General features: G+C 40.3%; 20 protein-coding genes and 4 tRNA genes. 15 read left to right on the top strand and 9 right to left on the bottom strand.

Annotated features, from left to right (window positions below; all coding sequences use genetic code 11):
• The first annotated feature begins 47 nt into the window (after positions 1 to 47).
• From A7P55_RS09970 to A7P55_RS09990, 5 genes are all read left to right on the top strand, one after another.
• On the top strand, positions 48 to 635 hold the full coding sequence (locus A7P55_RS09970) for a 1-acyl-sn-glycerol-3-phosphate acyltransferase (protein ID WP_004808338.1): 588 nt from the start codon (positions 48 to 50) through the stop codon (positions 633 to 635).
• A 125-nt stretch (positions 636 to 760) separates the two neighbouring features.
• On the top strand, positions 761 to 2,203 hold the full coding sequence (locus A7P55_RS09975) for a M48 family metalloprotease (protein ID WP_171551980.1): 1,443 nt from the start codon (positions 761 to 763) through the stop codon (positions 2,201 to 2,203).
• Between the two features lie 30 nt (positions 2,204 to 2,233).
• The gene (locus A7P55_RS09980; RefSeq protein WP_171551981.1) at positions 2,234 to 2,599 is read left to right on the top strand and encodes a GFA family protein; all 366 of its coding nucleotides are present in this window, start codon (positions 2,234 to 2,236) and stop codon (positions 2,597 to 2,599) included.
• Positions 2,600 to 2,639: 40 nt separating this feature from the next.
• The gene (locus tag A7P55_RS09985) at positions 2,640 to 2,999 is read left to right on the top strand and encodes a hypothetical protein (protein ID WP_171551982.1); all 360 of its coding nucleotides are present in this window, start codon (positions 2,640 to 2,642) and stop codon (positions 2,997 to 2,999) included.
• A 60-nt stretch (positions 3,000 to 3,059) separates the two neighbouring features.
• Positions 3,060 to 3,731, top strand: coding sequence for a hypothetical protein (locus tag A7P55_RS09990; protein WP_171551865.1), 672 nt, complete (start codon positions 3,060 to 3,062; stop codon positions 3,729 to 3,731).
• A gap of 52 nt (positions 3,732 to 3,783) precedes the next feature.
• Here A7P55_RS09990 and A7P55_RS09995 read toward each other — a convergent pair whose 3' ends face one another.
• Together A7P55_RS09995 and rpsU are read right to left on the bottom strand one after the other, a co-directional pair.
• On the bottom strand, positions 3,784 to 4,230 hold the full coding sequence (locus A7P55_RS09995; RefSeq protein ID WP_005295570.1) for a GatB/YqeY domain-containing protein: 447 nt from the start codon (positions 4,228 to 4,230) through the stop codon (positions 3,784 to 3,786).
• Positions 4,231 to 4,259: 29 nt separating this feature from the next.
• Positions 4,260 to 4,475: a 30S ribosomal protein S21 gene (gene rpsU / locus A7P55_RS10000; protein ID WP_004652785.1), complete on the bottom strand. Its 216-nt coding sequence runs from the start codon at positions 4,473 to 4,475 to the stop codon at positions 4,260 to 4,262.
• Positions 4,476 to 4,620: 145 nt separating this feature from the next.
• On the opposite strand from rpsU, the gene tsaD reads away from it, so the two are divergent.
• The 3 genes from tsaD (at position 4,621) to A7P55_RS10015 (ending at position 6,753) form a co-directional block, all read left to right on the top strand.
• Positions 4,621 to 5,628 carry a tRNA (adenosine(37)-N6)-threonylcarbamoyltransferase complex transferase subunit TsaD gene (tsaD, locus tag A7P55_RS10005; protein WP_171551983.1) on the top strand — a complete coding sequence of 336 codons (1,008 nt, stop codon included), beginning with the start codon at positions 4,621 to 4,623 and terminating at the stop codon, positions 5,626 to 5,628.
• Positions 5,629 to 5,810: 182 nt separating this feature from the next.
• Complete coding sequence (locus tag A7P55_RS10010) at positions 5,811 to 6,314, top strand: hypothetical protein (RefSeq protein ID WP_171551984.1); 504 nt, start codon at positions 5,811 to 5,813, stop codon at positions 6,312 to 6,314.
• A 115-nt stretch (positions 6,315 to 6,429) separates the two neighbouring features.
• Positions 6,430 to 6,753 (top strand): hypothetical protein, encoded by a 324-nt coding sequence (locus A7P55_RS10015; protein WP_171551985.1) that lies wholly within the window; start codon positions 6,430 to 6,432, stop codon positions 6,751 to 6,753.
• A gap of 8 nt (positions 6,754 to 6,761) precedes the next feature.
• Here A7P55_RS10015 and A7P55_RS10020 read toward each other — a convergent pair whose 3' ends face one another.
• From A7P55_RS10020 to A7P55_RS10030, 3 genes are all read right to left on the bottom strand, one after another.
• Positions 6,762 to 7,688 carry an EamA family transporter gene (locus A7P55_RS10020; RefSeq protein ID WP_171551986.1) on the bottom strand — a complete coding sequence of 309 codons (927 nt, stop codon included), beginning with the start codon at positions 7,686 to 7,688 and terminating at the stop codon, positions 6,762 to 6,764.
• The gene (locus tag A7P55_RS10025) at positions 7,685 to 8,263 is read right to left on the bottom strand and encodes a TetR/AcrR family transcriptional regulator (protein ID WP_171551987.1); all 579 of its coding nucleotides are present in this window, start codon (positions 8,261 to 8,263) and stop codon (positions 7,685 to 7,687) included. The genes A7P55_RS10020 and A7P55_RS10025 overlap by 4 nt, the downstream gene beginning before the upstream one ends.
• A 149-nt stretch (positions 8,264 to 8,412) precedes the next feature.
• The gene (locus A7P55_RS10030) at positions 8,413 to 8,952 is read right to left on the bottom strand and encodes an HPP family protein (protein ID WP_171551988.1); all 540 of its coding nucleotides are present in this window, start codon (positions 8,950 to 8,952) and stop codon (positions 8,413 to 8,415) included.
• Between the two features lie 91 nt (positions 8,953 to 9,043).
• Here A7P55_RS10030 and A7P55_RS10035 point away from each other — a divergent pair, with 91 nt between their 5' ends.
• Positions 9,044 to 9,604: a TetR/AcrR family transcriptional regulator gene (locus tag A7P55_RS10035; protein ID WP_171551989.1), complete on the top strand. Its 561-nt coding sequence runs from the start codon at positions 9,044 to 9,046 to the stop codon at positions 9,602 to 9,604.
• A gap of 64 nt (positions 9,605 to 9,668) precedes the next feature.
• On the opposite strand, the gene A7P55_RS10040 is transcribed toward A7P55_RS10035, so the two are convergent.
• Both A7P55_RS10040 and A7P55_RS10045 read right to left on the bottom strand, forming a co-directional pair.
• Entirely contained in the window at positions 9,669 to 10,769 is a 1,101-nt protein-coding gene (locus A7P55_RS10040) for a DUF6670 family protein (RefSeq protein ID WP_171551990.1), read from the bottom strand.
• 101 nt (positions 10,770 to 10,870) lie between these two features.
• Positions 10,871 to 11,761 carry an ATP-binding protein gene (locus tag A7P55_RS10045; protein WP_171551991.1) on the bottom strand — a complete coding sequence of 297 codons (891 nt, stop codon included), beginning with the start codon at positions 11,759 to 11,761 and terminating at the stop codon, positions 10,871 to 10,873.
• Between the two features lie 174 nt (positions 11,762 to 11,935).
• Between A7P55_RS10045 and A7P55_RS10050 the strand changes: the two genes are divergently transcribed.
• The 6 genes from A7P55_RS10050 (at position 11,936) to A7P55_RS10075 (ending at position 14,943) form a co-directional block, all read left to right on the top strand.
• Positions 11,936 to 13,444 (top strand): DUF3336 domain-containing protein, encoded by a 1,509-nt coding sequence (locus tag A7P55_RS10050; protein ID WP_171551992.1) that lies wholly within the window; start codon positions 11,936 to 11,938, stop codon positions 13,442 to 13,444.
• The gene (locus A7P55_RS10055) at positions 13,419 to 14,237 is read left to right on the top strand and encodes a serine/threonine-protein kinase (protein WP_171551993.1); all 819 of its coding nucleotides are present in this window, start codon (positions 13,419 to 13,421) and stop codon (positions 14,235 to 14,237) included. The genes A7P55_RS10050 and A7P55_RS10055 overlap by 26 nt, the downstream gene beginning before the upstream one ends.
• Positions 14,238 to 14,343: 106 nt before the next feature.
• Positions 14,344 to 14,428, top strand: a tRNA-Leu gene (locus A7P55_RS10060).
• Positions 14,429 to 14,496: 68 nt separating this feature from the next.
• Positions 14,497 to 14,570: transfer RNA gene (locus tag A7P55_RS10065), tRNA-Trp, on the top strand.
• Positions 14,571 to 14,717: 147 nt separating this feature from the next.
• Positions 14,718 to 14,802 (top strand) — tRNA-Leu (locus tag A7P55_RS10070).
• A gap of 67 nt (positions 14,803 to 14,869) precedes the next feature.
• Positions 14,870 to 14,943: transfer RNA gene (locus A7P55_RS10075), tRNA-Trp, on the top strand.
• 44 nt (positions 14,944 to 14,987) lie between these two features.
• On the opposite strand, the gene A7P55_RS10080 is transcribed toward A7P55_RS10075, so the two are convergent.
• Together A7P55_RS10080 and A7P55_RS10085 are read right to left on the bottom strand one after the other, a co-directional pair.
• Positions 14,988 to 16,181 (bottom strand): outer membrane protein transport protein, encoded by a 1,194-nt coding sequence (locus tag A7P55_RS10080; protein ID WP_171551994.1) that lies wholly within the window; start codon positions 16,179 to 16,181, stop codon positions 14,988 to 14,990.
• An 83-nt stretch (positions 16,182 to 16,264) separates the two neighbouring features.
• The gene (locus A7P55_RS10085) at positions 16,265 to 17,629 is read right to left on the bottom strand and encodes a hypothetical protein (protein WP_171551995.1); all 1,365 of its coding nucleotides are present in this window, start codon (positions 17,627 to 17,629) and stop codon (positions 16,265 to 16,267) included.
• Positions 17,630 to 17,714 lie beyond the last annotated feature (85 nt).

The following is a 17,714-nucleotide window of genomic DNA, read 5'->3' on the forward strand; positions in this document are numbered from 1 at the left end:
AATATTGGTACACTTGCGCCCTTTGTGACTTCGTCTTGGGGTGTCTGGTGTTCGAGAAATTAGCTGAACAAAGTTTGGGTTTAATGGGTTGGGAAATTGACAATCATTGGGATTTAAATATTGACCAATGTGTGATGATTGCTGCCCCGCACACCAGCAATTGGGATGCGCTCTATGCCCGTTTGGCATTGAAGGCTTTGGGTGTTAATGTTCGTCTCACCATCAAAGACAGTTATATGAAATTGCCATTTGGTCCTTTTGTGCGTGCCATGGGGGGGATCGGCATTGATCGTCGTGCCAAGCATGAAGGTCAAGAACGTCCAAGTATGGTTCAATTGATGAGTGATCTGTTTAAAACTCATCCTAAGTTAGTCATGCTGGTGACCCCAGAAGGGACACGTGCTAAACAAGAACAATGGAAAACTGGTTTTTATCATGTCGCAATAACAGCTGGTGTGCCGATTGCGCTCGCGTATATGGACTATGCCAAGAAAAAAACAGGTGTAGGAAAAATTGTTTATCCTACAGGGGATTATGAAAAGGATATGACCGAGATCATGTCTTTTTATGCCACGATCAATGCGAAATTCCCAGAGAAATTTAGTGTCGATCAGCGTTACGTCGCGGCAGAGTAATTCATTCACTTGCAAAAATCATAAAGTCAGGCAGGATTTTCCTGCCTTTTATAACACTTTGTTGCAATTTTCTCCTTTTTTCAATGCTATATTAAATTTCTTTATTAAAATCATAGAGAAACCACTTGAGATCGTTCCTGCTCGCCTGTGGCCTTTTCGCCACCACTCAACTGAGTCACACTGAGGTTTTTTTGCCTGCGCATAGTGCTGGGCAAACAGAAGTGCCTGAAATTGGCAGCGGTATAGGTTTACTCGATCAGCAAAAAGAAAAATTTATCGGTGAGAAAGTGTATCGCGAAGTGCATCGTCAAATGCCAACGATACAAGATGCATGGTTGGAAGATCAGTTCTTGCAGGTCTTTTCAGGCATTTTAAGCCAGACCCAACTTGGTCAACCGATTGGTTTAGTCATTATCAAAGACCCCCAAATTAATGCCTTTGCCGTTCCTGGTGGTCTATTTGCCTTGAATACAGGTTTGATTACTTCAGCTAAGAATATGGATGAGATTGCAGGGGTCATGGCGCATGAGATTGCGCACGTTGCACAGCGTCACTATAGCCGTTCTCAAGAAGCATTTAAGGGGCAGGGCTTGCTCGCATTGGCGGGAATTCTTGTTGGGGCTGCTATTGCATCTCAAGCCGATGGCAATGCGGGTGCAGCGGTCATGATGGGGACTCAAGCGGCATTGATGGATAAGCAGTTGAGTTATAGTCGTAATCAGGAGCGTGAAGCGGATCGTATCGGTATGCAGTTTATGTATTCCGCAGGTTATAACCCACAGAGCATGGCAGATTATTTTGAAACCATGCATCGTGCCACCAGCCGTGTTAGCTTCTTACCAGACTTTTGGTTTACCCATCCTTTAACCACCGAGCGTATGAGTGAAGCACGTTTGCGTGCCAATCAATTACCGAAAGTGAAATCAAAAATTTATGATCTCGATTTTGAAATTTTAAAACTCTACACTTTGGTGATTTCAAATCAGGCCACAGAAATCCAATTGCAGTCACTGGCGAATCAAAAGAATACTGCCGCTCAATTGGCATTGAGCAAGTTCTATCTTGAACAAGGTGATTATGCACAAGCACAAGCCAATTTGGATTTAGTGAAGCCGAAACTCAAGAATCATGTGTTAATTCCTTTGATCCAAACTGATATTTATTTGGGTCAAAATAAGTTGGATCAGGCCTATGCCACAATTAATCCGATTCAGAAGACCATGCCGGAGAATAGAGCCTTGTCCTATAAGTTGGCGGAAGTTCTGATTCGCCAAGGGCAAGTTGCACAGGCACAAACTTTGGTACAGCGCTTTATCCATAAAAACCAACGTGATATAGAAGGCTGGCAATTACTGCAACAAGCCACCAATTTAGATAAAAGTTCACCATTACAAGCAGTCAATGTATTAGGTTATCGTGCAGAGGCAGAGTATTGGTCGGGTTACGAAGAAAATGCAATTAAGTCGATGCTACACGCACAACGGTTGGCTAAAGGCAATATTGCGATGTCAGCCAAGATAGATGCGCGTTTAAAACAGATGCAAGATGAGCGCCGTATGCGACTCTAATCCCGATTAAAATAATTCAAGGAAAGACACATGATTCAAGGGCAATGTTTGTGCGGTGCAGTGCGGTATCAATATCATGGAGAAATTGAAAACAGCATTTTATGTTATTGCAGCCATTGCCAACAGGCACAAGGTTCAATTGCAGGGTGGAACAGTCCAATTGAGCAAAGCAAATTTGAGCTAATTTCTGGGAAAGAACAACTTAAAGAATATTTTCATACAGTCAACAAGGCGCGTGTATTTTGTCAAAACTGTGCCAGTCCACTCTATTCTTATCGAAAGGATTTGCCTGATGTAATTCGTTTGCGACTCGGTACTGTGACAGCAGGAGAGATACCTGCACCGACAGAAGAATTTTTTCTGGAGCATAAACCAAAGTTTATTGAATTAAGATAAGATGACGAGTGTAAGGATCTGCTGAGAAGTTAAAACATTTATGAAGAAAATTTTAGTTTTTATTTTTGCGATAAGCAGTGTGGGGATTAGCTCAGCAGCATCAATTGAGCAATATGCAAACTCGGTGGATAAAATTCGTGGTGTATATGCACAGGATATCCGTAGCTTTTTACGGAGTCTGAATCCACAAATCTCACAATTTACGCCTGAGCAGCAAGCAAAGTATTGTCAGATTAATCAGCGTTATATTCAGGATATGTCAGATGCGATTGAGCAAAACCGCTCATCATTACCGCAACAGTACGCAAGTATGACTAAACAGGATTTAATCAAGCAGGTAGTTGAATCAAAAGAAATGCAAATGCTGGCGAAATATAATGTTCAGTGTGATTTTAAATAGGAGTAGCCGTTGGGTTCATTGTTGAAATGAATTCAATTTTAAGAATAAGAGAATAAAAAAATGGCAGGATTTGTTGCGGGGACATTGGTACATACCGAAAGAGGTTTAGTTCCAATTCAGGAGATTAAAGTTGGGGATCGGGTGTTGTCCCGTTCTGAATGGGGGAGAAAAGATGCGCTAACTGAATATAAACATGTAACTAGAGCTTTCTGTTCAGGGGACGATACAATTGTTCAAATACCTCATATTAGAGAATCAAACCCTGATTTAATCAATATTCTATATATGACAGATCATTATTCAGTTTGGCTCGAGAATAAAAAAGAATGGAGTGCTGCAATTGATTTAGTTACATCAGATAAATTAGGTTTCATAAATAGTGATGATTTCTCTTATGTTTGGAAGCCATCTGAAGTATTTAGATTACGTTTAGGTGAGAATACAAGCAATTATGGTGCTTGTAATGGTCTTGGCGAAGAGTTTAAGTATGGCAGTAGTGTTTTACTATTTGATGGTGGTGAACTATGCACTTTCAATATTGATGATTATGGATATTGTGATCAGAAATATGTTGATGGTTTTACAAAAAGTAAAATTTTAAAAAATAATATTTTAGAAAATAAGCTTGAACGTCTTGCGATAGGAAGATTTAAACTTCCTGTATATAATATTGAACTGGAAGATTATCAGACGTTTTTTGTTAGTAAAACGGGATTATGGGTTCATTGTTGAAATGAATCCAATTATTTAATAAAGCGAAATATAGAAAGGAGAGTTAAGCGGCTTAGCTTAATTTTGCTTTGATTTTAGCAGATACTTGTGCAGGATCGGCACGCCCGGCTATGATCGGACGTAGAGAATTCATCACCTTACCCATATCTTTCATGCTAGTAGCTTCTTGAGCAGCAATCGTTTGCTCAATGATGGAATCAAGTTCTTCCTCAGTCATAGCGGCTGGTAGAAATTGAGAAATAACCTCAACTTCGGCTTGTTCCTTACTAGCTAAATCATCTCGACCAGCGCCAGAAAAGGCCTTGATCGATTCTTTACGTTGTTTAATTTGCTTTTCAATGACCGCAAGAACCTGAGCATCGTCAAGCTCAATGCGCTCATCGACTTCGATTTGCTTAATTGCTGCCTGTACACCACGAAGAACCGTTACTGTTGCCATATCTTTGGCACGCATTGAGTTTTTTAATACGTCAGTAATCTGGTTTTTTAAAGTATTCATAGTATTTTCAGCAGTCAATCACAAATTAATTAGTAAAGGCGAGTAGTACGTACAGATTCGCGAGTCAATTTCTTTTGATAACGCTTAACTGCAGCAGCTTTTTTGCGCTTACGTTCTTGAGTTGGTTTCTCATAGAATTCGCGCTTACGAACGTCAGCTAAAACACCCGCTTTTTCGCATGAACGTTTGAAACGACGGATAGCTACGTCTACTGGTTCGCCTTCTTTCAACTTAACTTGTGGCATGTAAAATCCTCTAAGATGATGGATAAGATCTAACGCACTATTGCACTAGATCGCAAGTGAAGGTCAGTATTTTACTCATTTACAACTCAGATCACAAGTCTATAATAGCCCTGATATTACTTTTGATCGTTGTAAAGGCAGTTTAATGATTGTTTTGGGCTTAGAAACTTCGTGTGATGAAACTGGGTTAGCACTCTATGATAGCGAGCTCGGCTTACGTGGACAGGTTCTATATAGCCAGATCAAATTACATGCGGAATATGGTGGCGTCGTTCCTGAGTTGGCTTCACGTGATCATGTTCGTAAGATGATTCCTTTGATTAATCAACTGCTTGAGCAAAGTGGCGTCAAAAAGCAAGAAATTGATGCAGTGGCTTATACCCGTGGTCCAGGACTGATGGGGGCATTGATGACTGGGGCTTTATTTGGCCGCAGTTTAGCCTTTGCATTTAATAAGCCTGCAATTGGTGTACACCATATGGAAGGTCATATGCTGGCGCCATTACTTTCGGAAAATCCACCGGAATTTCCGTTTGTGGCTTTATTGGTTTCAGGTGGGCATACCCAATTAATGGCGGCCTATGGAATCGGTCAATATGAATTGCTCGGTGAGTCGATTGACGATGCAGCGGGTGAAGCCTTTGATAAAGTTGCAAAAATGATGAAACTACCTTATCCGGGCGGTCCCAATATTGCGAAGTTAGCCTTACAAGGTGATGCCAAAGCATTTGAATTTCCGAGACCAATCTTGCATCAAGGTTTGGATTTTTCTTTTAGTGGTCTTAAAACTGCAGTTTCAGTACAACTGAAAAAGTTAGGTGAAGAAAACCGTGATGCGGATGTGGCTGCCTCTTTCCAAGAGGCCGTTGTCGATACGCTCGCTAAAAAATCGGTGAAAGCTTTAAAACAAACAGGTTTAAAACGTTTGGTGATTGCCGGTGGTGTCAGTGCTAATTTGCGGTTGCGTGAACAATTAGAAACTTCACTGGCAAAGATCAAGGCGCAAGTTTATTATGCCGAGCCCGCATTGTGCACAGACAATGGCGCCATGATTGCCTTTGCTGGATATCAACGTTTAAAAGCAGGGCAATATGATGGTTTGGCGGTGACGACAACACCAAGATGGCCAATGACTGAGTTACAGCCGACCTAAAATGCAACGCATTCTTCTAAATTGATCCTTAGATTATGGATCAATTTAGACCATTCTTATATTTAAAAATCAAATTCTTGATTTATGTACATGGCAAAGAGTTAAAGTCGACGCTATCGTATTAGAGTATTGGATAAATTATTTATTTTTGATGAGCTAAAACTCATTGTGGAGTACAAAAGTTGAAAATTTCTTATATTTTTACATGTGGCCGATTAGAGTCTTTATTTAAGATTCTCTGCCTCACTCAACAAGGTGAGAAAAAGGTCGAGTCAAAAGAAAAAGTTGTTGAACAATATAGAAAAGATATCGCTTTAGGGCGTCCTTTTGAAGAAACTGAACTTTATCAAATAATTGAGAAAAGTGAAGAAAAAATTGTCATTAATCGCTTGAGCAATATTCTTCGAGAAAAACCTACTCAACAGAAGAGTAGCTTTGATGCAGATGAATATAAAACAGGTGCATGGTCTGAGTTTAATGATTATAAGCTAGCTGTTCGATTCTCAAATGCGAAAACCGAGTTAAGTGAAAAACACTTTGCGAAAACGGGTGAGTATATGACCAGTCGTGGTATTGCAAAATTGACAGGTTTTAATCCAAGCAACATTAAGAATATGTTGCATCATAAAAGAAGTGTGGTGAGAAAAATGCTCACAACTTTAGAGAAATTAGCAAAAGAGTATTAATCTTTTAAGCTCTCTTGTTGTTGCAGAGAAAATTGATTTCTCTGCAACGATGATAATTGTGGCTTAGCATCAAATTTTAGTTTGTATTCTTAATAATAAATAAAAAGGCAAAATAATGTGGTCGGCTAAAGCAGCAACGATAGTTGCGTGGTTAAGTATAATTATTATTGCTGCGTCGGCAGTGTTTTCTATGTATGTTCTAAGCATTCCATGTGTCCCTGATCGAATCTGTGAAATGCCCCCAATTCATTTATTCTTTTTCTTGGCATTAATCATTGCAGTGATTTGTAATGTTATCGGCATCATTTTATCGGTCATTGGATTGAAGAAAGAAGAACCCATTAAAAAATTAGCCAAAGAGGCATTACGTTTTAATGGGAAAATCATCGCTTTTAGCTTTGTAACAACAATGTTGCTACTTTTGATTTTAATGACTTAGGCAGATTGCTAAGTCAATTGTTGTGAACGATCTGCTTTAGACAGTACTGCTAGACAAACAAAAATCAGAACCATACCAACCCAACCAATCGGAGCCAATTGCTCACCGACTAATAAAACGGCAAACAAAGCGGCAACCAGTGGTTCAAATAAGGTCAGTGTGGTCGCGGTACTGGCTGAAATGGTCTTTAAGGCATAACCAAATAACAGATAACCGAGAAACATTGGGATCAGCATCATATAACCGACAACATACAAATTCACAGGCTCATCAAACAGGTTTGAACCCGTAAAAAATAACGTAGGTAATAGAATTAAAGCACCAAAACCAAAAATTAATCCCATCGAAGCCTTTGAGTCGACCCCACGGTCAATCATCTTCTTTGCAGCCCAAGAATATAACGAATAGGTCAGAGCTGCGATCAGCCCAAGAATAATGCCAATGCTTTTCTGATCTGTCGCAATCGTGTGTGCAGATGTTTGGGAGTGTGATTCACCAATCGAGAGCAATAAGACACCAGCGACACCAAAAATAAAGCTGATAAACCACTTGCCTGAAAGTGCTTTTTTATCAAAGAACTTTTCCAGTAATGCCGTAAATAAAGGGGCTGAACCAATTGAGACGACCGTACCAATGGTAATCCCCGCCATACGCATTGATGAATAGAAAGCCAGTGGATAAATCGCAACTGAGACCATACCAATCAACAGCAAGGGATAGTAAGAGCGAATTTGAGGTAAATGACTACGGATATTTTTATGGGCTAATAAAGCTTGTAATAAACCACCGCCACCCATTGCGATTGCGCCAATCGCTAAAGGACTTAGATTTGGGGCATAAGAGGCGGCTGTGCCTGTGGTTCCCCATAAAATAGAGGCAATGAGGACAGCGATAAAGCCAGAATGAGCACTGAGGCTAAAAGAGGTGGTACTCACTTTGAAACCTCTTGCTCTAATAGATTCTGAACCATTTGTTTTGCAGCAAATACTTTGTCACTGGAACTTTCTAAACCAGCACGAGCAATGCAACCTTCCAAGATAAATGAAAGCAGTAGTGCCAGTTCTTTGACTCGTTGTGGGTCGGTGCTGAGTTGCTGCAAATGACCCGCTAAAATCGCTTCAATTTCATCTTTATGCTGTTTAACAGCTAAACGTTCGGGGCTATGTGCGGGGAATTCTGCGGCTGCATTGAGTAGGCCACAACCACGGAAACCCTTTTCATAAGCGAATTCGGCATGATCTTGATAGGCATCAAAAACCGCCAAAATACCTTCAATTGGGGTTTGGATTTGAGCTTTTCTCTTTTCGTATAAATCTAGCCATTCTTGGTGGCGGGCTTCGATATAGCAGGTGATCAGATCTGATTTGGTAGCAAAGTTATTGTATAACGACATTTTGGCGACGTTGGCTTTCTCTGTAATGCTGTTGATGCCTGTATTGCTAATGCCATCGTTATAGAACAGGGTAGATGCTGCATCCAAGATTTTTTGTTTTGCTGATTTCGAGTTCATAAGAAAATATATTTGTGTATACTGACCTACCTAATTTTATTGAAAAGTAAATTATTTGCAAGGGGAAATTGGAATTTCATTGAATTCTGATGAACAGGATGGCATCGATTAAAACGCTGACACTGCGCTTTAATCGATAGATGGATTATTCAATATTTTTTCTTACTGTGGATAAAAGCTAATCCATACACAGGCCATTTCTTTTCTGATTTTAGATTGTTGACCAGCCATGCGATCAATACCAATGCAATTGAACCGAGCAGCACAGGGAAGAATAAGAAACCCCAATGGTATTGAATGGTATTGGCCGTTAGCAAAATCACCAATGGATTTGCGCCAGCAGGTGGATGAACACAACGCAGAAGTTGCATGGCTGCAATTGCACAACCGACCGACAGAGCAATGCTTAAAGCCGATGTACCAAAAACTTTAAGAAACAGTAAGCCAATAAAGGCTGAGATGAAATGCCCCAAAATAACATTGCGGGGTTGAGCCAAAGGCGATTGTGATACGGCATACAAGATCACACAGGTTGCGCCAAAAGGCGCCATGATAAATAGATTGTGGGTGAATTTGCTGAGCAGGATTAAGATCAAGATGCTTAATGTGCCGCCAATCAAACTTCTTATAATATCAATTGATTGGGGCATGGGAGCAAGATGCTCTCTACCGTTGAATAAAGATAACATGGTGATCTCAGGACTGGGTTGCTTTATGACGATAATAGAACTAAAATTACAAATAGTACAGATCTGTACTATTTTGAATGAGTAAATCTTTATGTCGAAGTCAGCCAATAAAATTTTGCATACCGCAGAAAAATTATTTTATGAGAATAGTTTTGTTGGTGTCGGGGTTGACCTTATTCGAGATGAATCTGGCTGTTCAAAAACCACCATGTACACCTATTTCAAAAACAAAAATCAATTGGTGAAGTCGGTCTTAGAGGCTCGAGATGAAAAGTTTAGGCAGCGTCTGTTGGATTATGTGGCGGAGGCAACAGGACGAGAGGCATTGAACAGGTTGATCGATTGGCACTTATTATGGTTTCAAGAAGATAACTTTAAAGGATGTTTATTCGTCAGAGCTGTGGCTGAGTCGCATGTGGGTGATCAAGACATCATCTCTATATCTAAAGAACATAAAGTTTGGATTAGAAACTTGATTACAAAATATTTGCAATCTTATTCAAAGGCAGCAATGTTGGTTGAAGTGACTTATACGCTGATTGAAGGGCTCATTAGCCGATTCTTGGTCGAAGGTTATGATGCAAACGTGGCAGTGGAGATTAAGGATTCAGTCAATCAAATGATTGATACTTTGAACGCTTCGAGCAATTAGATCGTAAAGGGAAATGATGAGTCTTTGACGTTTCAGCAAAGACTCATCAACTTGTTCAGTTCATTTAATCCTTAAATGCGTTCTGATTTTCTACATCCACATATTCGATATAACCACGACCTTGAACAGGGGCATTTAAATATTCACCTGTGAAGGTATAAGCACTGGCATAGCCAATGCCATGACCATAACGGAATGGACTATCAATTTCCGCGGTGATATCTAAAATTTTCTGATCAGCATCGTCTTTGACAGACCAAGTGAACAATTGCGGTAAGCGCATTTTCTTACCACTTGGGGAAACATAATCATCAATTTGATGAGCAATGACCTTGAATTCGACATTGGTGTAGACTTCAGCAGGCTTATCGGTATGACGGACATGCAGACTATAGGCCGCAGGTTGCCCTAGAATATCGGCTTTGGTGAGCAGTAATTGGGTGGTCTCAGTTAAGTTAATAATTTGATAGGTAAAGAAATCGAGTGGTAATTTATACGGTTCAGGCAATAGTTTTTTCACCACACCATGTGCACCTGCTGCACGGGCATATTCATAGGTACATAAGCCTTCAGCGGGAGTGGTTTTACCTTGATATTCAAGTTGACCTTTAAAGCTCGCCAATAAACTAAAATGATCATAAATCGGGGTTTTGATAAACCATGAAATTTGATCGGTGACATCTAAATCAAATTCAAAGCTGAGTCCATGGTAGGCACCTTTGAGATGAATATTCGGTAATGTGCCTTGAATTGAAACTTCTTCGCCAAGTTCAATAGTTGTTCCATTGTCTTGGATATTAGCTTGTTCTGGGATTATGTAGGCTTTTAAAAGATGCTCATCCACAGCAGCGGTACTGGAAAAGAAAGTTGCTGTTTTTCTCGGGTCACCCAAAGTAATGTCATCATGGTCAAAAGCCAATGCGCCAGGCGTACCCAACAAAATCATAATATTTAAATAACGATGAGGTTCTGGGAGGAGTGGAAAGAAAATTCCATAATGCGTCCATGTATAAAATTTTTCTTCAGTACGTGGGCGAATTATGTCTGGTTCTGAAAATGGTGTTGTTGAATATTTTACGGCTTTATCGAGCGTACCTTGTGCCAATAACAGGCTTTTACCCAAAATTTTGCTGGTCAGGGATGTTGGTGGCAATTGTTTCTTCATCTTGTTTCCTAAACTCAATCCATGCTGTGACAGCTAGATTATGAGAAACAATTGCCAATGCTAAGCGGAAATAAGGACAAAGCTACGGCTTTTCAGGACATTTATGCAGAGGCTTTGTTCGATAATTTTTCTAGATTTTGTGAACCAATCCAGTGTTTTGAGAACTGATAAGCAGCACGTCCAGAACGCTGACCACGTGCCTGACACCATTTCAGACTTTCACCACGAACCAGATCGTTATATTCCAAGCCTGCTTTTACAATGTAGTGCTCTACAATTTGTAAATACAACTGTTGATCCATCGGGTAGAAGGAGAGCCACAGGCCAAAACGGTCGGAAAGCGAAATTTTTTCCTCAATCGCTTCCTGTGGATGTAGCTCTGTATATTGCGGCACATCGACTTTACGCACAGGCGTATTTTCATGCATAAATTCAGGCAGTAAATGACGACGGTTACTGGTTGCATAGATAATAAAATTGCTTGAGCCAGATTGTAGTGAGCCATCCAAGACACTTTTTAAACTACGATAATTTTCATCTTCAGCATTGAAGGCCAGATCATCACAATAAACAATGAATTTTTCAGAACGATGTTCAATCAGCTTTTGAATTTTAGGTAAATCAGATAGATCATCGCGCTCAATTTCAATCAAGCGTAAACCCTGATTTGAATACTCGGTGAGAAGGGCACGTACAATGGATGATTTTCCAGTCCCACGAGAACCTGTCAGTAAGACATCATTGGCAGGCAGGCCATTCAGGAATTGTAGGGTGTTTTGAATAATCTTGTCTTTTTGACGCTCAATCCCTTTTAGGTCTTCCAGATGCATTTTCTTGGGTTGTTGTATGGCGACCAGCTGCTGATTTTCCCAACGGAATGCGATTGCTGAAAAGTCAGTGGGTTGCTTGGGTGCAGGGAGAACTTGCTGAAGCTGTGTTAAAACACTCGATAAAGATTGAAGAATAGATTCGGGTAAATCAAGGATAGCCATACATATAAACCAAACTCAATGATGAATAGGGATACTATCACTGCTATTACCGAAATAAAGAAAATATCATCAGAAATATCGAAATAAATCGATTTTACCCTTGATTGTTGTGGCCGCTTTTTGCATTGTATAGGTGCAAGAATATAAAAAATAAGCTGAAAATCAGGATCGCGAATGTTTAATAGAGTTCAAGAGAAAAAGAATACATATCAGACACATAGGGTTGATGTGTTGCAAGAACGCTTAAGGCATGCCAGTTCTTATACCGAATGGAAAGAAATTGCACTTAAACTGGATGAAGAATCAGGTCATGAAGCATGGAAATATGACAATGAATCGCCTTATTATGATGCGGAAATTTTATCTAAACGCTATAACTTATTAAAAAAGTATCGTATGCAGCATCGGACTTTAGACCTGATCTATGTATTAAGAGAAGGTCTGTCTTATGACTTTGCCAATATTGGGCATCCGATGTTGTTTGCACAGACCTATATTGGTACTAAAAAAATCATCGAAAACTATGTTGAGGAAATGAGTGACTGTCTACGTTACTTGGCTTCGAGTGAATGTATTACCTTTCAATTAAAAGAAAAAATCCAGTTTTTTGAAGAATGTCAAAAGGCCTATGGTCAACCCGCTGTAATGTTTTCTGGAGGCGCAACGCTAGGTTTATTTCATACTGGGGTGTGTAAAGCCTTAATCGAACAAGATCTGATGCCTCAAGTTTTATCGGGTTCAAGTGCAGGGGCAATCATGACAGGAATGTTAGGGGTTTCTACGCCAGATCAAGTTCCTGAATTGCTGCAAGGGGAACATTTTTTTAGTGATGCCTTTAAATTTAGGAAAGTAACTGAATTATTGCGGGCGAATGGTGGTATTGCCGATGTGATGTATTTGAAAAAATTTCTAATGCAAAACTTGGGCGATGTCACGTTTGCAGAATCCTATAAGCAATCCAAACGTCATATTAATATTGTGATTGCACCGTATAACACAGCCCAAAATCCACGTATTATGAATGCACTGACCGCACCGAATGTATTGGTGTGGAGTGCGGTATTGGCTTCTTGTGCGGTGCCTGTGTTATTTCCACCTGTGCATCTGACCAGTAAGCGTTATGATGGGCAACATACGCCATATCTCGCCAATACCAAATGGGTGGATGGCAGTATGCGCAGTGATTTTCCGCAGGAAAAGATGGCTCGGCTCTATAATATTAATTACACCATCGCCAGTCAGGTCAATCCGCATATCGTACCGTTTATGCAAAGTGATACCGAACGTTTCCGTCGAGATGTACTCAGTTGGCCTGAACGGATTGTTCGTCGTCAAGGTAAAGCCATTGCAATGGAAGTCATGGATTTAACACGCAGCCATATGGGCAGTTTCTTCCCGATTCGTCGTGTATTGGATCACGGTTATGGCATTTTGGGGCAACGTTATTATGGCGACGTCAATATTATTGCCAAATATGGACTCAGACATTATAGCTATATGCTGAAAAACCCACGCCCAAAATTGTTTAAAATCTTGCAGCAAGAAGGTGAGCGTGCCACATGGCCGAAAATTGCATCTATCGAAATACATGCACGAATTGGAAAAACCATTGAGCATTGTCTAATATCGTTGCGGAAGCAGGAAGAAAAGCAGCAGAATGAGTTTTACTACGTGGATCTCTAATCCAAAGATTCAACTTAACGATGTAAACTTAGTGACCAAAGCGCAAAGTTATGCCTTTGGGCGACGTGTCTACACCTTTCAAATTGATCAACAACGGTATTGGCTGAAATTCCATAAAACCAATGATCAGCCTGTTTTGGCACAGGCTTTCCAACGAGAGTTAGCTTTTTATCAGCACTGTCAGCAGCTAGAACAACAGTTTTTATTACCATTCCAAATGATTCCATTGCGTCATCTTATAAATGAATTAGATCAGGATGGAATAGGGGTGATCACAGTCGATTCGCATGATTTTTTTGCCGACGCTCCTATTTATGAGAATATTGAACAAATCAAACAAAAGATATTTTTGGTCTTAGATGCGCTTGATACATTGCACCAACTCGGGTGGGTGCATGGTGATTTGAAAGCAGAACATTTCCGTTTCTATGGAAACTCATGTCGGCTGATTGATTTTGAGCAATCTTTTCGGATAGGGCATCCGATTCAAACCTTAGATGCAACACCACATTATATGGCGCCAGAGCTTTTTCAGGGGGCAGAGAAAAGTATTCAAAGTGATTTGTATGCTTTGGGGATTATTGTGTATGAATGGCTCACTCAATCTCGATTAAAGGCGAGGACTTATCACGATTGGGCAGTATTACATTGCCAGCAACTACACATTCAACTTCCATCTACATTGCAATACTTTTTTCCTTTCCTTAATGGCCTCACGCAAAAGCATATTAAACAACGCTTTAATTCAGTTTTAGAGGCAAAAGATTGCCTAAAACGACTTGATATGTTGTAAAAATAAACATAAATGCGTGATTTGAATATTATCTGTTCATTTGAACGGTTTTTTTAATAGAAAGACTTGTCAGAGAGTATGTTTCTCACTAATATGCATACCCATCGGGGGCGTGGCGAAATTGGTAGACGCACTGGATTTAGGTTCCAGCGCCGCAAGGTGTAAGAGTTCGAGTCTCTTCGCCCCCACCATATTTAAAAAGCAAGAGTATCTTGCTTTTTTTATGATTAAACGAAATAGAGTTTAATCATGTGGTTATAGAGGATTGGTGTAATGGTAGCATGACGGTCTCCAAAACCGTTCGTCAAGGTTCGAGTCCTTGATCCTCTGCCAAATTCAAAGGAACTTTATTTAAAGTTCCTTTTTTTGTGTCTGTTGTTTCGATCTGTATATTAAAAAAGCATTAGCTTTCATAAACATAGTTTTTTTATAAAAAGGGCTTGTCAGTAGAAAGGTTTATCTCTAATATACACACCCATCGGGGGCGTGGCGAAATTGGTAGACGCACTGGATTTAGGTTCCAGCGCCGCAAGGTGTAAGAGTTCGAGTCTCTTCGCCCCCACCATATTTAAGAAGGTAAGCATTTCTTATTTTCTTATGATTAAGTCAAATATGATTTAATCATGCAGTTTAGAGGATTGGTGTAATGGTAGCATGACGGTCTCCAAAACCGTTCGTCAAGGTTCGAGTCCTTGATCCTCTGCCAAATAAATAAAAAAGCCCTTGTGAAGACAAGGGCTTTTTTATGGTCTATTTCTTTTGGTATACCAATTTTAAACCTAGAAGCGTGCTTTGATTATCGCTAAAGCTTCCAACTAAATCACCATTTTGACGTTGCGCTTGAGCATCTCCAAGCCATAAATATCTTCCGCCAAGTGAAACTGCCCAGCTGGGTAGAAAATTATATTGCAATCCGAGTCCGAAACCCCAGTAGCCATTGATAGGCCCAAGCGCATTGGCAGGGTCACCAAGACCAGAATCCCAACTGACAGAGGTTGAGACTGAAAATTTATCAGTCAGTTTTTGTGCTATTCCAATTTGTGCTGACCATTGATCTTCTTTATAACTGAGTAGAGGAAGTCCTGATTTATCTGGACTGGCTGGAGCAGTTCGCTCTGCTAATTTGGCGGGTTTAAACTCAAAGTCTTTCCATGGCACCCAGCGGATATTGGCGCTGAATAGTGTTTGCTTGCTTAAGCCTGTTTGAAAATCAAAATTAACTGATTCTGGTGAAGTAAATGTGACAGGCAGAGTATACAAATCATCACTTAATGCTGAAAACTGCTCAGTGGTTCGGGTCTGATGTTTGATTTCTGAGCGATAGGTGAGTGCTGCTTTTAATCCAATTTTAGGTTTTTTCAGGCTAAATCCTGTGACCCAACCCATTGCATAATCAGAGTGTAATTCAGCATTGTAATTGGCTGTTCCTCTATAAATTTGCCCACGTAGTTTGATTTCACCTTGTATTTGTTCAAGTGCTGGGCCTGCATAGATGCTTAGGTTTTTATTGATATTCAAGCCAAACAGTCCTGTTAAATTATGGCTGTCTAAGGTTGCTTGTGTACCTTCTGCGGGCTTATTCGTAAATTGAGAGACGAAATCACTCTGTCCACGATGTTGAAGGTCAATATTGAAAGGCTGATCGTAGATCAGTCCTAAACTCACTTTATCGGTTAAATCTGTTTTAAGGCTGCCACGCAAGGTACTGTTGTTGGCACTGATATTAGGAATGTCATTGGGTTTGCCTTGACTACTCAACCCTTGATCCTGTCCACTCACATTTGGCATAGAATAATTATAGGAGAGGGATGCATAGGTTCCATTTTGAAAAAAATCAGTAATGGATTGGCCAGAGCGATCGAGACCTGCGCCGTATACAGCGCTGATCATAAAGGGTGCCATGATTAACGAGGCTAGGGTGTATTGTCTGATATGTGAATTCATTGCAGCCTCCAAATTCCTTTTGGGGCATACAACACACAAGTTTTTATTATGTTCTTGAGTGTTGTATGGATTGGTTTTATTGATTATTTAAAGCAAGGGTTGAAAATTTCGACTTGATTTGGCATTAGGTAATGGGTTTTGGGCAGGTATTCTCCCATCACCGAAGCTAAATCTTTTTGCTGTTCGACATTGGCAATGGTGTTTTTAAAACTGCTTGATGCAAGCATATGTCTGATCTGGACAATGGTCATATCTGGGTCGACTGCACCATCGCCATCTTCTGCCATAGGTAGCCAACCGATACCACATTCTGGTTTGGCATTACGTGGACGGTCAGCGACTCGACTGACGACAACAGTGTAATAACCATTTTGATCAACTGGAATTTCTTCATCAAATAAGCAATCATTGACGCGTGTATTGGCAAAACCTTGATTTGAACAGATTGACCAATAACGCAAATCGCCCTGTGTCAAAAGCCCTTTATTGTTGAAGGTCTTAGAAACAGTAGGTGCTTTTCCACGAAGGACAAAGACCTTGCCATATTTTCTATTCACAACCGTTCGGATGTATTGATTATCTAAGTTTGGATAAAAGCCACCTTCAGAGCGTCTTGCTTGTTCATTGATCTTGCCCGTAAAGATACCCAAAAGACTTTCGCGATCTAATTGAATAAACCACTGTGCAGGATTCTGTGCTGGCCATGTATCTGGCTTTCCTGCTTGATGGATCAACTGACGATATTGATTGGAAGGAATACTGACTGCAGTAGAAGTCAGTTGTAATGGTTGATTGGTGTTAAGTTGAGCACAGGCTTGATCACCTTCTAAAACACGACCATCTGCAAGCGTTAATTGAGGTGTTGGTAAACTGACGCCTCCTGTGACACTTTGTCCGTTATCAGGTAAGTAGATTCGATATAAAATCATTTGCTGATTTTTGCCGTAAGCAGGCGCATAGAGTTGATGGACACTTTGTGGCTGACTCAATTGGCCAACTTTGCGCTGTGCTGTCACAGGGGTAGCAGATACATTTAAGCTGTACTCACGTTGTGATGGACTACGTTGTTGCCCATAAACGTAGGGATTGCCAGAGTTATTATTTGGCTTGATTAAATAGTCTGCAACGGATTCAACAGGTTTTCCAGCTTCGTCATAACTAATAAAAGACATATAACGTGAACGTGGAAATTCACCTTTGAGTTTAAGACTTGCTCCTTGAGGGATGGTGAAAGTACCTGCCCAATAATAAACATTGGCATCTGGGTAGGCGATATTGATATAGGGGTCAGCACTGACAGGGCCTCGAGCCCAAAAACAAGAGCGTGGACCTGGAATAGCCTCGAGTGTTTGAGGAGTCGCTTGAGTTGTGGTTTCTTGTGCTTGTGTTGCAAACGGGGTGGAAATCACGACGCTGCTGATCAGTAGCGGAATTAAAGTGTGTTTCATTTTACATCCTTGCTCATATGACTTTAATTTCTGAATCGAAACAGAACGGATTAAAGGTGCTTAATCTAGAAGCAGCATAGGAAGT

Source organism: Acinetobacter sp. Ac_5812 (assembly GCF_013072695.1).
Taxonomy (GTDB): Bacteria; Pseudomonadota; Gammaproteobacteria; order Pseudomonadales; family Moraxellaceae; genus Acinetobacter.